The organism is Polynucleobacter sp. UK-Kesae-W10 (assembly GCF_018881575.1).
In the GTDB taxonomy this organism is placed as follows: domain Bacteria; phylum Pseudomonadota; class Gammaproteobacteria; order Burkholderiales; family Burkholderiaceae; genus Polynucleobacter.
On record NZ_JACVQB010000001.1, the window covers coordinates 972,484 to 987,056 of the forward strand.

The 14,573-nt window shown below is 48.2% G+C and carries 15 protein-coding genes; 3 read left to right on the forward strand and 12 right to left on the reverse strand.

Going from position 1 to position 14,573, the window contains the following annotated elements:
• Position 1: 1 nt before the first annotated feature.
• Positions 2–1,783, forward strand: a complete 1,782-nt coding sequence (gene lpdA / locus ICN24_RS05045) for a dihydrolipoyl dehydrogenase (protein WP_216221808.1) — start codon at positions 2–4, stop codon at positions 1,781–1,783.
• 114 nt (positions 1,784–1,897) lie between these two features.
• On the opposite strand, the gene ICN24_RS05050 is transcribed toward lpdA, so the two are convergent.
• Positions 1,898–2,452 carry a phasin family protein gene (locus ICN24_RS05050; protein ID WP_216221809.1) on the reverse strand — a complete coding sequence of 185 codons (555 nt, stop codon included), beginning with the start codon at positions 2,450–2,452 and terminating at the stop codon, positions 1,898–1,900.
• 156 nt (positions 2,453–2,608) lie between these two features.
• Between ICN24_RS05050 and ICN24_RS05055 the strand changes: the two genes are divergently transcribed.
• Positions 2,609–3,559: a DMT family transporter gene (locus ICN24_RS05055; protein ID WP_255532570.1), complete on the forward strand. Its 951-nt coding sequence runs from the start codon at positions 2,609–2,611 to the stop codon at positions 3,557–3,559.
• Between the two features lie 107 nt (positions 3,560–3,666).
• Positions 3,667–4,668 carry a serine hydrolase gene (locus ICN24_RS05060; protein WP_216221810.1) on the forward strand — a complete coding sequence of 334 codons (1,002 nt, stop codon included), beginning with the start codon at positions 3,667–3,669 and terminating at the stop codon, positions 4,666–4,668.
• 13 nt (positions 4,669–4,681) lie between these two features.
• Here ICN24_RS05060 and ICN24_RS05065 read toward each other — a convergent pair whose 3' ends face one another.
• The 11 genes from ICN24_RS05065 to ICN24_RS05115 all read right to left on the reverse strand — a co-directional run bounded on the left by ICN24_RS05065 (position 4,682) and on the right by ICN24_RS05115 (position 14,572).
• The gene (locus tag ICN24_RS05065) at positions 4,682–5,506 is read right to left on the reverse strand and encodes an IclR family transcriptional regulator (protein ID WP_216221811.1); all 825 of its coding nucleotides are present in this window, start codon (positions 5,504–5,506) and stop codon (positions 4,682–4,684) included.
• 114 nt (positions 5,507–5,620) lie between these two features.
• Positions 5,621–6,649 carry a quinone-dependent dihydroorotate dehydrogenase gene (locus ICN24_RS05070; protein WP_216221812.1) on the reverse strand — a complete coding sequence of 343 codons (1,029 nt, stop codon included), beginning with the start codon at positions 6,647–6,649 and terminating at the stop codon, positions 5,621–5,623.
• Between the two features lie 9 nt (positions 6,650–6,658).
• A complete protein-coding gene (locus tag ICN24_RS05075) occupies positions 6,659–7,405 on the reverse strand; it encodes an arginyltransferase (protein WP_216221813.1) in 747 nt (248 codons plus the stop codon).
• A complete protein-coding gene (gene aat / locus ICN24_RS05080) occupies positions 7,402–8,139 on the reverse strand; it encodes a leucyl/phenylalanyl-tRNA--protein transferase (RefSeq protein ID WP_216221814.1) in 738 nt (245 codons plus the stop codon). Before aat ends, ICN24_RS05075 begins: the two co-directional genes overlap by 4 nt.
• 9 nt (positions 8,140–8,148) lie before the next feature.
• Positions 8,149–8,703, reverse strand: a complete 555-nt coding sequence (locus ICN24_RS05085; protein WP_216221815.1) for an NUDIX hydrolase — start codon at positions 8,701–8,703, stop codon at positions 8,149–8,151.
• Positions 8,700–10,538 carry a chorismate-binding protein gene (locus ICN24_RS05090; RefSeq protein ID WP_216221816.1) on the reverse strand — a complete coding sequence of 613 codons (1,839 nt, stop codon included), beginning with the start codon at positions 10,536–10,538 and terminating at the stop codon, positions 8,700–8,702. Before ICN24_RS05090 ends, ICN24_RS05085 begins: the two co-directional genes overlap by 4 nt.
• Before the next feature lie 54 nt (positions 10,539–10,592).
• On the reverse strand, positions 10,593–11,168 hold the full coding sequence (locus ICN24_RS05095; RefSeq protein WP_216221818.1) for a peptidylprolyl isomerase: 576 nt from the start codon (positions 11,166–11,168) through the stop codon (positions 10,593–10,595).
• 74 nt (positions 11,169–11,242) lie between these two features.
• A complete protein-coding gene (locus ICN24_RS05100) occupies positions 11,243–11,872 on the reverse strand; it encodes a 2-hydroxychromene-2-carboxylate isomerase (protein ID WP_216221820.1) in 630 nt (209 codons plus the stop codon).
• 5 nt (positions 11,873–11,877) lie between these two features.
• Positions 11,878–13,191, reverse strand: a complete 1,314-nt coding sequence (locus ICN24_RS05105; RefSeq protein WP_216221822.1) for a replication-associated recombination protein A — start codon at positions 13,189–13,191, stop codon at positions 11,878–11,880.
• Positions 13,192–13,195: 4 nt separating this feature from the next.
• Positions 13,196–13,684, reverse strand: coding sequence for a DUF3429 domain-containing protein (locus ICN24_RS05110; protein ID WP_370623102.1), 489 nt, complete (start codon positions 13,682–13,684; stop codon positions 13,196–13,198).
• A 33-nt stretch (positions 13,685–13,717) separates the two neighbouring features.
• Positions 13,718–14,572 carry a 3-hydroxybutyryl-CoA dehydrogenase gene (locus ICN24_RS05115; RefSeq protein WP_216221823.1) on the reverse strand — a complete coding sequence of 285 codons (855 nt, stop codon included), beginning with the start codon at positions 14,570–14,572 and terminating at the stop codon, positions 13,718–13,720.
• Between the last annotated feature and the right edge of the window lies 1 nt (position 14,573).

The window sequence follows — 14,573 nt, forward strand, 5'->3', positions numbered from 1 at the left end:
TATGGCTAAGCAAAATATCCTCGTTCCTGATATTGGCGACTACTCTAATGTGCCAGTGATTGAGGTATTGATCAAAGTAGGTGATGTTGTTAAAAAAGAGCAGCCTTTATTGGTGCTGGAGTCTGATAAAGCAACCATGGAAGTGCCTGCAGATGCTGCCGGTACGGTTACTAGTATTGCGGTAAAGCTCGGCGACAAAGTGAGCAAGGGTTCTGTGATTGCAGAAATTGAAGCCAGTGCTGGCGCAAGCTCTACACCTGCACCTAAAGCTCCCGCTCCCGCCGCAGCTCCTGCGCCAGCTGCTCTTGCCCCCGCTCCTAAAGCAGGGCAATACGGTGGCAAAGTGGATCATGAGTGTGAAGTATTGGTGCTCGGTGCTGGCCCTGGTGGCTATAGTGCCGCCTTCAGAAGTGCGGATTTGGGTATGAATACGGTTTTAGTAGAGCGTTACCCAACTTTGGGTGGCGTTTGTCTAAACGTAGGTTGCATCCCATCCAAGGCTTTGTTGCACACAACATCTGTGATGGATGAAGTCAAAACGATGGCCAAACATGGCATTACCTTTGGCGCGCCGAAGATTGAAATTGATCAACTGCGCGGCTACAAAGAATCTGTGATCGCAAAGCTAACTGGTGGATTGGCTGGAATGGCTAAGGCACGTAAAGTCAAAGTGGTGCGTGGCCTTGGGAAGTTTCTGGATGCAAACCATATTGAAGTAGAGCTAACCAACGGTACGGGCCAAGACCTTACGGGTCAAAAAGAAGTGGTGCGTTTTCAGAAGGCCATCATTGCTGCAGGTAGTCAGCCAGTGAAGTTACCATTTTTGCCGGAAGATCCGCGCATTGTTGATAGCACTGGCGCTTTATTGCTCAAGAGCATTCCCAAAAGAATGTTGGTGATTGGTGGCGGCATCATTGGTCTAGAAATGGCTACTGTCTACAGCACTCTTGGCTCACGCATTGATATTGCTGAGATGATGGATGGTTTGATGGCTGGTGCCGACCGTGATTTAGAAAAGGTCTGGGAGAAATTTAACGCCGGACGTTTTGAAAAGATCATGCTCAAAACCCGCGCCGCTAAGGCTGAAGCAAAGCCTGATGGCATAGTCGTGAGCTTTGAAGGTGAAAATGCACCTGCTGAGCCACAAACTTACGATCTGGTGTTAGTTGCAGTAGGGCGCACACCCAATGGCAAGAAGATTGATGCCGACAAAGCAGGTGTTCAAGTAGATGAGCGTGGCTTTATCCCGGTGGATAAGCAAATGCGTACCAATGTCCCAAACATTTTTGCTATTGGCGATTTGGTTGGCCAACCCATGTTGGCTCATAAAGCAGTACATGAAGGTCATGTGGCAGCCGAAGCAGCTGCAGGTGAGAAGTCCTATTTTGATGCCAAGCAAATTCCTTCTGTTGCCTATACCGATCCAGAAGTAGCTTGGGCTGGCTTAACAGAAGAGCAGTGTAAGGCACAAGGCATTGCCTATGAAAAAGGATTATTCCCGTGGGCCGCTAGTGGACGTGCGATTGCCAATGGTCGTGACGAGGGATTCACCAAGCTCATTTTTGATGCGAATACCCATCGCATTATTGGTGGCGGTATTGTAGGTACGCATGCCGGTGACTTGATTGGTGAAGTATGTCTTGCGATTGAGATGGGGGCTGATGCGGTAGATATCGGTAAAACAATTCATCCACATCCAACCTTAGCTGAATCAGTAGGCTTGGCGGCGGAAGCAGCCCACGGCCATTGCACTGACTTGCCACCAGTGAAGAAGAAGTCGTAGGTGTGTAGGTCTTCGCTAGACCTCCCAGCATGAAAAAAGCCCCGATATTCGGGGCTTTTTCTTAGATCAATCCTGCGAGTACTGCGTTGATCGCAGTACAACACGACGCAGTACTTATTTTTTCTTGCTTGCTTTACTTGCTGCGCTAGCAGATTTTGTAACCGCTTCTGTTGCAGTATTGATATTGGTTTGTGCCACCTCGACAGCATGCTTCACTGCTTTTTGGCTAGTCTCGTAAACATTATTTGCTGACGCAATCGCTTGTTTGAGAGCTTGTACTGCTACATCAGAACCGGCTGGAGCATTCTTGGTCCACTCTTCAACCAAGGCATTCATTTTCTTCTGTCCTGCCTGAAATTCTTTTTCAGCAGATTTATTAAAGCTGTCTTGCGTCTCATGCGCTAACTCGTAGAGATGACGGCTATAAGAAATAATTTTTTCAGCGATCGGCTGTACGGTTTCTGCTTGATGGGCGAGAAGCTGTTGAATATCTTTGACTTCCAATGCTTTCTTGGCGTTATTTACGCTGTCACTTAAGCTCTGTTTTGCAATGGCAAGATTGAGCTCAACCAATTTCTCAATACTTTGCAGTGCTTGGTTGGTGAGGCCACTCAAGGTCTCTAAATTGGCTTTTTGTGCTGCAGCGATTTGTTCTGGCGTTAAATTCATTTCTATCCCTTTCTGTGGGTGTACTGCCTTGTTCAACTATGAGCCTGTCAATCCTTGAGGTCAACTGCTAATTTAGGTCCCATTATAGGACCCCATGATTGCTATGCATGATGGCAGCAGGGTTTGAAGGGGTAGAAGGGTGATGTGTAGGCGGAGATGCAAAAAAGCCTAAAATCGATGTTTCCATTTAAAAAACTGCATATTTTCAGTAATTTATCCATGAAGCTAGGTCTAGACGACGTTATTGCACCTGTATTTGTGCTGATTTGGAGCACCGGCTTTGTGATTGCGCGTTTGGCAATGCCTTATGTTGAGCCAGCAACCTTTTTGTTTTGGCGCTTTGCGGGCGTCATTGCTGCCATGGCTGCCTTAAGCCTTATTTGGCGTATCAGCTGGCCAAGTTGGTCTCAAATGAAACATATTGCAGTCGCAGGCATCCTGTTGCAGTTTGGTTATTTGCTGGGTGTTTGGTGTGCGGTGCGCTTGGGGATGACCGCAGGGTTGGTGGCCATCATTGTTGGTTTGCAGCCAATATTAACCGCGTGGTTTGCAGCTTGGATTTCTGAAAAGGTTTCACCACGTCAGTGGATAGGCTTATGTTTTGGTTTTGCAGGCGTTGCATTAGTGGTGGCGGAAAAAATTGGATTTGCACATATCCCACTCGTGAGCTATGTGTTGGCATTCATTGCGCTTTTATCGATCACCTTCGGCACTCTGTATCAAAAGAAGTACTGTCCAGTATTTGATTTACGTGCGGGCTCTTCGATTCAGTTTGGCGTATCGGCAGTCCTGTGTTTTTTCTGTATGTACTTTTTTGAATCCGGCGTCATGGTTTGGAATGGTTCCGTGATTGGCGCTCTACTGTGGGCGATCTTCCCGTTGTCCATTGGCTCCATCAGCCTTTTATTTATGATGATTCGTAAAGGCGCCGCCACAAAGGTGACCAGTCTGCTGTATTTGACGCCGCCAACGACGGCATTGATGGCCTGGCTACTATTTGACGAGCCTTTTACGTTCATGATGGCTTTGGGACTCTGTTTGACAATGACGGGGGTGGTGTTGGTGAACGCCCGTCAGACCAATACCGTGGCCACGATCGCGGAATAGGGTGTATTTAGTGGGATGGATTACCCAAGATGGGGCGAATAAATCGGTTTTCGCTTGGGAAATTAATTATCATTCCGTATGTTAAAAGTTTTGGAAGGTATTTTGGGATGCGTTTGAATCGTTTTGGGCTGATGGTCTTTGTTTTTGCTTTTGTCTGGGGTGCAATGAATATTGCGCCAGCAACTGCCGCCAGCAAAGATAAAGACAAACCCAAAAGCACTAAAGTTGTCGTCAAATCTCCTAAAAAGCCTAGAACTGTTCGCGTTACCGTCACCCGCTCCAATGCACCAGAAGTTGCCGCGCCACCATCTTTAGCAACAGCGCTTGGCTTGCGTGGCCAACATGATGATCTCAGCTTAAAGTCCAGTGTAGCAATGGTAGTGAATCAAGACACCAAAGAGGTGTACTTTGAAAAAAATCCCTCAGTCAGCCTGCCTATTGCTTCGATTACTAAACTCATGACTGCGATGGTAGTGTTGGACTCCAAATTGCCATTGAATGAAACCATTGTGATTAATGAAGAGGATGCGCATATTTATAAGCGCTCCCGTTTGGCTGGTGGGACCGTCTTAACGCGAGACGAAGCCTTGCACTTAGCATTGATGTCATCAGAGAACCGCGCCGCGTATACTCTTGGCCGAAATTACCCTGGTGGCGTACCCGCCTTTGTGGATGCCATGAACCGCAAAGCCAAAGAGCTCAACATGGATCATTCTCATTTTGCAGATCCAACTGGTTTGCTTAGTGAGAACGTGGCTTCAGCTGAAGATCTCACACGCATGCTTAACGCTGCGTATCAGTACAAATTAATACGAGAGTATTCCACTTGGCCAGATTTAACGATGGTCATTGCTAAGCGCCCACAAAAATTCTTGAACACAAATCGCTTAGTGCGTTCTGGTGATATGGATATCGGTCTGCAGAAAACAGGTTTTATTAATGCGGCAGGTAAGTGCTTAGTCATGCAAGCCCGCGTGAACAACACGCCTCTCTTGTTGGTCTTCCTAGATTCAGTTGGAACCCAGTCTCGTTTTGCTGATGCCGTCCGCGTGCGAGATTGGTATGAGCGGATGCCTTCTGGGGCACAACCCATTCGTCGCTTGATGTAAGGGTGGGGCTGAGTTAGGCTGAACTGCCTGGCTCAGTGGTCTTGGGTTTGTAGCCCATGCCTTTAGAAATCTGCAAAGCAGTCTCTTGGAGTGAGCGCAGCCAATCTGCCTGAATACGATCGGTTGGTGCGCTCAGTGATAAGCCGGCCACTAGCTTGCCGGTGTCATCCAAAATAGCAGCAGCTATACAACTCACGCCCAGCTCTAATTCTTCATCATCACGGGCATTGCCTACTCTGCGCACGTGATTCAATTCAGATTCTAATTTCGCTAAATCGGTAATACTATTGCGCGTATGGCCCGACAGTCCAGTACGGGTGACATAGGCACGAACTTGATTTGCATCATCGCTCGCCAAGAAGAGCTTGCCAACAGAGGTTAAATGTAAAGGGGCGCGTCCACCAATCGCCCGTACGACTTGCATGCCAGAGCGTTCGCTGTAAGCGCGATCCACATACACAATTTCATCACCTTGCCGCACAGACAGATTAACGGTCTCACCAGTCAGTTTGTGTAGGGTGCGCATCGGCACTTGGGCTGCTTCGCGAACAGATAGTCTGGCTTTGACTAAGTTGCCTAGCTCCAGGAGTTTGAGTCCGAGCCGATAGGTGCCACCATCCCCGCGCTCGACCAATCGGCAGGCAACCATGTCGTTGAGAATGCGATGTGCAGTAGAAGGGTGTAGGCCAGTCTCTTCGGCGAGATTTTTGAGGCTGCAGGATTCTTCATGCAAGGCAAGCGCATCAAGCAAATTCATCATGCGCTCAACGACCTGGATAGCAGTTTTCGCTACTTCTCCAGTGCTTTTAGAGGTTTTGATAGTTTTGCCAGTATTCATGCTGCTTATTGTAGCGATTTCATGCCCCATTGCATATTATGAAATCACATTTTATAAAAATACCTCATCAGCCCTGGTTGGGGCGCAAATCAGGGTAAATCAGCTCAATAGGGTCTAGCGGAGCGCTTTAGCGCATTCATTGACCAAGTCAGGGCCGCGATAGATTAAACCGCTATAGAGCTGCACAAGGCTTGCGCCAGCCACAATCTTTTCCCGGGCATCAGCTCCACTCAGAATGCCTCCAACACCAATGATGGGGAGGGTATTGCCAAGCCTGGCCTTGAGGGCCTTGATGACAATATTGGAGGCAATACGAACAGGGGCGCCTGATAAGCCACCCATTTCTTCTCCATGCTCTAGGCCTTGAACAGCCTCTCGGGAGATGGTGGTGTTGGTGGCAATGACTGCATCAATACCAAACTCCATCAGAAGATCGGCGATGAGATTGACATCAGAGGACTCTAGGTCTGGGGCTATTTTCAAAAAGAGCGGTTTACGTATACCATGGTGATCACTTAAACGTTTTCTGGCTTCGTCTAAATCCACCAACAAAGAGCGCAGCATTTCTTCTCCCTGTAGGGCGCGCAGATTTTGTGTGTTGGGCGAGGAGATGTTGACGGTGATGTAGGAAGCAATTTCATAGACGGCATCCATCGCTAGGACGTAGTCTTTTGCTGCATCCTCGATTGGGGTCGCAGCATTCTTGCCAATATTTAATCCCAATACACCGCCGTTTTGCCAAAATGTGGAGCGGCGAGCGCGGGCAACACAGGCCTCAACGCCATCATTATTAAATCCCATGCGATTAATAATGGCTTGCGCTTGGGGCAGGCGAAACATGCGGGGTTTGGGATTGCCAGGCTGAGGGCGTGGGGTAACAGTACCAATTTCTAAAAAACCAAAACCGAGTGCAGCCAGTGCATCGATATGTTTACCGTCTTTATCGAGTCCAGCAGCTAAGCCCACTGGGTTTGCAAACGTAATGCCGCATAAGGTGTGAGGATCGGCAACCGGTTTGCTAACGAATTTATCTAGCAGCCCCCAACGCTGTGCACGATCTAAATTTGACAGGGTGAGATTGTGGGCTTGCTCGGGGTCAAGGCAAAACAGCCAGGGGCGAAGAAGAGAATAGCGATCGATCATAGCCAGATATTATGAACCAGTCAGTGCCTGCCAATGATCGTCGATTAACCCTTCCATGGGCTGATACTTGATCTTATAAGACATCTTTTCGCTCTCGCGGATGTAGTAGCCTAGATAGAGGTAGGGTAAGTGCAGTACTTTGGCTTGTTCAATTTGCCACAGAATGCTATAGCTTCCAAAGCTTGCTGAAGGGTCGCTCGCATCATAAAAGGTATAGACCGAGGAGATGCCTTGGTCAAGGATGTCGATCATGCTAACCATGCGTAAGCGGCCAGGGTGCGTATCCTGCGCACCATCCCGAAACTCCACGATGCGGGAGTTCACGCGACTTTGCAGCAGAAATTGCATGTACTGATCTTGATCGTCGCTATCCATGTCACCACCAGAGTGGCGATCGTTTTGATAGCGTTGATATAGCTGATAGTGCTCTTCTTGATAGCCGAGGTTTAAAACAAAGGCTTCTAGATTGCTATGTTTTTTCCAGGCGCGTCGCTGGCTACGTGTGGGAATAAATTGATTCACGAGAATGCGTGTCGCTATACAGGCTTTGCATTCATCACAGTAGGGGCGGTAGGTATATAAACCGCTCCGACGAAATCCGGCATTTAATAATTCACTATAGATATCAGCATTGATTAAATGCGATGGTGTGGCCACTTGCGAGCGTGCGGTTTTATTTGGCAGATAGCTACAGGCATAAGGCGCAGTTGCATAAAACTGAAGTGCGGTTAAGGGAAGCTCTTTAAGCCGGGTCATAGCCAGTGGGTCAAAATATGTTTATCGAAATTCCAAGGTTTCTCTATATTAGTTTGATTTAGAGAGATTTGCAGCTGCTCTAGGAAGCTTTGCCTGCCAATTGGTGCAGCCCCTAAAGAGTGGAGGTGTGCGGTTTCTTGTTGGCAATCAATCATGCTGACATGATTGCGGCTGCACCAGGCACTTAAGGCGGCCAAGGCAATCTTGGAAGCGTTTGGTTTGCGGCTAAACATCGATTCCCCAAACACCATTCCCCCTAAAGCAACGCAATAGAGTCCACCAATCAATTGTCCGTTTTCGATGACAGCAATGCTATGAGCATGTCCCTGCTCATGAATCGCAGTATAAGCATCCATGATTTCATGGGTGATCCAGGTGCCATCTTGGTCTTTTCGAGTGCTAGTTGCACAAGCGCGAATCACCTGAGGAAAATCGATATCCACTTGAATTTGGGAATGTGCATCCCGACAAAAAAGACGAATATTTTTTCGCAGAGATTCACTGCATTTGAAATTTTCAGGCTTCAGTGTCATGCGGGGGTCAGGTGACCACCACAAAACAGGCTGCTTATCGGAATACCAGGGAAAGATGCCGAGGCGATACGCCTTTACAAGTTGCCCAGGATAAATGCGCTCGCTAACGGCAATAAGTCCTGGCACGTTGGGATCTGGATCGACTTCAGACAAGGGGTTTGGAAAAAGGTCCTGCGGCCCCAACCAAGGAATTTGACTCATCTTGCGAAATTAAATTCTCTCTGAGGGCAGTACGTCACGGCTGCGCACGTGAAACTCGCCATTGAGGACACCAGCTGCGCGATCTGCAAAAAACCACTCCAGAGTTTGCTTGACGGTAGGAAAGGCTAGCTCGTTCCAGGGTATTTCAGATTCATGAAAGAGTGCTACCTCTAAACTCTCTTCTCCTGCAGCAAAGGTAGGAGTAGGCATCTTGGCCAAATAAAACAGGTGCACTTGTTCTGCATGTGGAACATTGAGCAAGGAGTAGAGTGGTCCAATCTCTACATGCGCACCGGCTTCTTCTAGCGTTTCTCTAGCCGCACCGTGACTAGTGCTTTCACCAAGCTCCATAAAGCCGGCGGGCAGAGTCCAGAAGCCATGACGCGGCTCAATGGCGCGACGACACAGTAATACTTGTTCGCCATACACCGGAATGCTGCCAACTACATTGCGGGGGTTTTGATAATGAATAGCTCCGCAGGATTCGCAGACATAGCGCAGACGCGAATCATCTGTTGGAATTTTTAGTGTTAGGGTTGTGGCACAGTTAGAGCAATACTTCATGCGGTCTTTCTGAAAAAGGCTTTCATCGCTCCACGGAGAGCATTGCTAAGCATAATCTCTTGTGCGTTGGTGACATCGGAAATAGTCAGGTTGGCTTCGCGGGCATTCATCTGGGGGTCAGCTAGCAAAGCAGCCCGCATCACCCCAGGAAGAAGTCCGGCTGAAAGCGGTGGCGTCAGCCATTCCGAGCTTCCTTTTGGCAAAATAAAAATACTCGTTCTGCCACCTTCAGTCACAAACCCTTGTTCATTGGTAAAGAGGGCGTCAAAGCCGCCCCGTTCTGTTGCTGTTTGCCAGGCGAGATCATAAATACTGCGTGTAGTAACTTTGTGCCGCAATAGCGGATCGCCAGAATGCATGGTGCAATTCATAGGCAAAATATCTTTTGCCCAAAAGATTTCCACGGGTTCATGGACTGCATGAAGTGCACCGGTGCTGGTTGTCAATTCACCGCTTGGAGATAAATCTAAACGCAAACGATAATCAGCATTTGCATCAAGGGTGCTGCACGCAGCTAGAACGCAGCTCAATGCTGAACTAGGATCAAATGGAATTCTCAATGCCGTAGCAGAGGAGGCCATGCGATGGAGATGTTGTTCCACCCGCTGGGGTAGACCCATATGAATTGCGATCGTTTCAAACAAGCCGGTTGCGCTCGGTAGATCTATTAAAAATGCAGATTTAATTTGACACTCTTCCCATTCTTCAGAGGCATTCGAGTCAATCGTAATACCAGCACCAATGCCTAAGGTAAAGAAACTCTCACTGGTATGGAGATCTTCTTCGATCTCAACCGTTCTAATGGGAACGCTCAGCGCAAAGTCCCCATCGGGGTCTAGCCACCCCAAGGCGCCGCAATAATAGCCACGATTCATGGGCTCTAGCTCCTGAATAATTTCCATGCTGCGTTTTTTGGGAGCGCCGGTGACTGAGCCACACGGAAATATGGCGTTCAAAATCTCTTCGAGTCCGACCTTGGGCTTAATCTTTCCTTGAACCGTGGAAGTCATCTGTAATACATCACCATGTCTTGCTACAGAAAATAGGCTAGGGACGGTTACAGAATTCGGTAAAGAGATGCGGCTTAAATCATTGCGCAGTAAATCCACAATCATGACATTTTCAGCTTGATTCTTGGGATCGTCAGATAGTGCGCTGGCTGATTGCGCCAAGGCACTTGCTGTGCCTTTCATGGGCATCGCTGTAAGAAGATCGCCATGGCGTTCTATAAACAGTTCAGGTGATTGCGAGAGTAGATAGCGTGATTGGTGTGCAATGAAGGCGCCATATCTGCCGGGCTGCCGATTTCGTAAGCGGGCATAGAGTGCTAAGGGCGCACCATAGGTCTGGCCACAGATCCGATAGGTGTGATTAATTTGGTAGGTATCGCCAGCGCGAATATATTCTGCAATTGCCTCGAGATCTCGCGTAAATTGCGCTGCAGTTATAGACTCCTCAAGATCCAGTACGCCTGCATCACGGTGCGGGGGTTCCAGTTTCTCTAGTTCTTGCGCGATCAAAGCGTCAACTTCGGCTTTGGATAAGCGCTTGAAATCTTGAAAGGACCATGCCTCAATAAGTGGATGATGGTGTTTGCCTTCTAAAGGCCGCTGACTTAAGTGATGAATGGATCTACCAAGTTCGTAGGCAAAAGCAGATACAAGGTATTGGCCATCACCAAGCGCCTCGGCAATTTCTGCTAAACAGCGCGAGATTTCTTGTCGATCTTGGTTTGCATCGCCGCTCGGTAACAAGCACCAATAGCGTATGGGATTTTCATAGAGGCGACTGCTAGGATTGGCCGCAGTGCTTTGCGCATCATCGAGCAAAATCATTGCGGCTTATCCCAAGCTATTGAATCGTCTCGTTGCACTCAGGCGTCTAGGGGCTTATTTGAGAATCGTAGCAGATTCAATGGTGACAGTCTTGGTCGGAACATCCGCCATTCTGCCCATACGTGGAGCTGGAGCAACCATCGTTGGGACCTTGCGAATCGCATCAATCGTTTGTGTTCCAGAGATTACTTTGCCAAACACGGTATAGCCATTACCCATAGCATTGGGGTAATCGAGTGCTTGGTTATTATTCACATTAATAAAAAACTGTGAAGTCGCAGAATCAGGATCGGAAGTGCGCGCCATCGCGATGGTGTAGACATTGTTTTTCAGACCATTTTGCGCCTCTGAAACGATAGGCCCATCTGTTGGTTTTTGCACAAGATCCGGTGTAAAGCCGCCACCCTGGATCATGAAGCCATCAATGACGCGATGAAAAATAGTCCCGTTATAAAAACCACTTTTTACATAATTTAAAAAGTTTGCCGTTGTCTTAGGCGCCCTTACATCATCAAGCTCCACCACAAAATTGCCCATGGTAGTTTTAAATTCGACTTTTGGCCCAGCAAAAGCGATTTCGCATGCGAAACAGCTAGCAATGAGGATGAGGCTGGCGATGAGCTTACGCATAAAGACTCCTGTAGTACAGATTGTTAGAGGTGACTCATTGTATTGCTCAATCAGGCATGTGTGCAGCAGAGGGGCTAGGGTATTAAGCCATTTGGAACCTTGGCTGCGTAGGCGTATGAGGACTCATCAAACATCCCAGGCCTTGCCAGGTAGTCTATAACCCAGTCTATCGTATCTACACCCCAGAAGCAGTGCTCATGAACAACGAGCGCAGGCACACCAAAGGCACCTTGTGATTTTGCTAAATTGGTATTGGCAATGAGCTGCGCCTTGACGTTCACATCATCGGGTTTAGCGGTATCAGCGGGTAAGTTAAGGTAGCTACAAAATTCTGACCAGGATAAGTTGGGGTCTTTCCCTTCTAGCCAAATGTAATCAAAAGCGCGCTCAACCATAGACCAGTCCGCATTCATCTGAACTAGTAGACGTTGTGGCGCAACCGTCATAAAGGGATGGTGCTCCGGAAAACGAAACGGGATCCCTAGTTTTTCTGCTTGCCACACACAAAATTGATAGGTATGAGGACGTTTTGCAGCGATCTCACCTGGACCTTTGTTCTCAGTGGCTCGCAATAGGCCGCCCAATAAAATGGGTACAGGGCTGATATCTAATGTTGCCTCTAAGCGTTTTCTTTGCTTGATATACAAATAGGCAAATGGAGAAACAATGTCAAAGTAAAAAGTGGCCGGCAGCTTTGCACTCATGATGATTACTTTTGGCGATGCTCGTCATCGAGCTTGCGTAAAAAGGCCATTTTTTCTTTGATCTGGCCCTCTAAACCACGCTCCACTGGCTCATACCAGTGAGGTTTGACCATCCCCTCGGGCAAGTACGATTCGCCGGCAGCGTAGCCATGCGGTTCGTCATGCGCATAGCGATATTCTTTGCCATGACCCAACTCCTTCATGAGTTTAGTGGGCGCATTTCGTAAGTGATTGGGTACGGGTTTCGATTGATCGTTGGCAACATAGGCGCGAGCAGCATTAAATGCCTTGTAGCTTGCATTGCTCTTGGATGCGACCGCTAAATAGACCACCGCTTGACCTAACGCGAGCTCCCCTTCAGGTGAGCCCAGTCTTTCAAAGGTGAGTGCGGCATCATTGGCAAGCTGCATTGCGCGAGGATCGGCAAGGCCAATGTCTTCCCAGGCCATGCGAATAATGCGGCGCGCAAGATAGCGTGGATCGGCGCCGCCGTCTAGCATGCGGCAAAACCAGTACAAAGCAGCATCGGGATCTGAGCCTCGCACAGACTTGTGTAATGCCGAGATCTGATCGTAAAACTGATCCCCGCCTTTATCAAAGCGACGGGCTTGAACTGTTAAGGCATTTTCAATAAATGCTTGATCAACGGTTTGCACCTCTGCGCCTGGGGTGAGGACGGCATTACGAACTTGTTCTACTAAATTGAGTAAGCGACGTGCATCACCATCAGCGTTATTAATCAAAACATCTATTGCCGCAGGTTCAAATTGCACATTGGGCATGGTGTATTGCTGTGCGCGATCAAATAACTGTTTGAGTTCTGCAGCAGTCAGCGATTTGAGAACATAAACCTGTGCACGGGAGAGTAGCGCAGAGTTCACTTCAAAAGAAGGGTTCTCCGTGGTAGCTCCAATGAACGTAAATAAACCAGACTCCACATGTGGCAAGAGGGCATCTTGCTGGCTCTTATTAAAGCGATGAATTTCATCGACAAACAAAATAGTTTGTTTGCCATATTGAGCCATATTTTGCTCTGCTTGTTCTATTGACTCTCGAATCTCTTTCACGCCCGCCAGCACGGCTGAGATCGCGATGAACTCACGATCAAAGGCTTTAGCAGAGAGGCGTGCCAGGGTAGTCTTGCCAACGCCAGGAGGTCCCCACAAAATCATCGAGTGGGGTTTGCCAGAGGCAAAGGCTAAATTGAGGGGTTTACCAGCTGCCAATAAATGCGTCTGCCCAATCACTTCATCAATGGTTTTGGGGCGAAGCGCCTCCGCTAGTGGTGGCGGTGGAGTGCTATCAAAGAGACCGCTCATTGCATCATGCTTGAATAAAGAGAATGACTACCGCCGCCCAAGTAAGACAAGCTGCAGCAACATAAGTCAGGCGATTACGCATCGCCATAAATGCGACACGCGCAGTCTCATCAGAGAAATAGTATTGGTAAGTATTTTGATCAATGTTGCGCTGAATGATTAAGGTCGATGCCAAAATCAATAATCCCACCGGGATATAGATATGAAGAGCCACCCAAGCAACGAGCGCAGGGATCACACCCCAAATCCATGCATTGCGGTCAACCCAGCGATCCCCACTAGGCGCTTTACCCAATGTATGCAAACTGGCGCCCCAGTGCAGCGCCCCCATAAAGGAGGTGATGACTGCCCCATAGCCTGCTAGCGATTCAGCGCTTAGATAATTTAAAGGGGTAGGCGCTAGCTGCACCATCAATGCAAGGCCAATAAATGGAATGAGTCCTGCATATCCAAGTTTGAGTACCAAAGGTGGGATAGGGTTAGTGGTATTCACGAGCGCTTTATTAGTTAAGGTTAAATGAATGGATTATTTATCGTAGGTATAAACACCGCGGCCAGTTTTGCGTCCAAGATAACCAGCGGCAACCATTTCACGTAGCAGTGGGCAAGGACGGTATTTTGAATCGCTGAAGTTTTCAAAATAGACTTCCATGACTGCTAAGCAAGTATCTAAGCCAATTAAATCAGCTAGAGCCAATGGGCCAATAGGTTGGTTACAACCTAGCTTCATACCGGCATCAATGTCTTCAGGGCTTGCTAAACCTTCTGAGAGCACGAAGAATGCTTCGTTAATCATCGGTAGCAAGATGCGGTTGACGACAAAGCCCGGGGAGTTTTTAACGGTGATGGGTTCTTTGCCTACCCGTTTGGCCATCTCAATGATGGCGGCGTGAGTTGCATCACTTGTTTGTAGGCCGCGAATGACTTCAACCAAGGCCATTAAGGGTGGCGGGTTAAAAAAGTGCATGCCAATAAAGCGACTGGGATTGGAGTCTAGTGCTGCCAGCTTGGTAATGGACAGTGAGGAGGTGTTGGTGGCAATGATGGTCTCTTTATCCACAATCTCATCTACTTGTTTGAGAATCTTTTCTTTAATGGCTTGATTTTCAGTAGCAGCCTCAATTACTAGACCTAGGCCCTTGAAGTCAGCATAGGATGTACTTCCTTTGATGCGCTTGAGTGCCGCTTCTTTACCTTGGGCAGTTAAGGTTTCTTTTTTAACAAGACGATCAAGGCTTTTGCTGATTTGATCCAGTCCGCGCTGCACGGCTGCATCATTGATATCCACCATCACCACATCTAAGCCAGCAACAGCGCACACTTGTGCAATACCGTTGCCCATGGTGCCTGCACCAATCACGCCAACTGATTCAATCTTCATC

Coding starts and splice junctions, on each gene's coding strand:
- lpdA (WP_216221808.1), top strand. CDS start 2: ATGGCTAAGCAAAATATCCTCGTTCCTGATATTGGCGACTACTCTAAT.
- ICN24_RS05050 (WP_216221809.1), bottom strand. CDS start 2,452: ATGAATTTAACGCCAGAACAAATCGCTGCAGCACAAAAAGCCAATTTA.
- ICN24_RS05055 (WP_255532570.1), top strand. CDS start 2,609: ATGCAAAAAAGCCTAAAATCGATGTTTCCATTTAAAAAACTGCATATT.
- ICN24_RS05060 (WP_216221810.1), top strand. CDS start 3,667: ATGCGTTTGAATCGTTTTGGGCTGATGGTCTTTGTTTTTGCTTTTGTC.
- ICN24_RS05065 (WP_216221811.1), bottom strand. CDS start 5,506: ATGAATACTGGCAAAACTATCAAAACCTCTAAAAGCACTGGAGAAGTA.
- ICN24_RS05070 (WP_216221812.1), bottom strand. CDS start 6,649: ATGATCGATCGCTATTCTCTTCTTCGCCCCTGGCTGTTTTGCCTTGAC.
- ICN24_RS05075 (WP_216221813.1), bottom strand. CDS start 7,405: ATGACCCGGCTTAAAGAGCTTCCCTTAACCGCACTTCAGTTTTATGCA.
- aat (WP_216221814.1), bottom strand. CDS start 8,139: ATGAGTCAAATTCCTTGGTTGGGGCCGCAGGACCTTTTTCCAAACCCC.
- ICN24_RS05085 (WP_216221815.1), bottom strand. CDS start 8,703: ATGAAGTATTGCTCTAACTGTGCCACAACCCTAACACTAAAAATTCCA.
- ICN24_RS05090 (WP_216221816.1), bottom strand. CDS start 10,538: ATGATTTTGCTCGATGATGCGCAAAGCACTGCGGCCAATCCTAGCAGT.
- ICN24_RS05095 (WP_216221818.1), bottom strand. CDS start 11,168: ATGCGTAAGCTCATCGCCAGCCTCATCCTCATTGCTAGCTGTTTCGCA.
- ICN24_RS05100 (WP_216221820.1), bottom strand. CDS start 11,872: ATGAGTGCAAAGCTGCCGGCCACTTTTTACTTTGACATTGTTTCTCCA.
- ICN24_RS05105 (WP_216221822.1), bottom strand. CDS start 13,191: ATGAGCGGTCTCTTTGATAGCACTCCACCGCCACCACTAGCGGAGGCG.
- ICN24_RS05115 (WP_216221823.1), bottom strand. CDS start 14,572: ATGAAGATTGAATCAGTTGGCGTGATTGGTGCAGGCACCATGGGCAAC.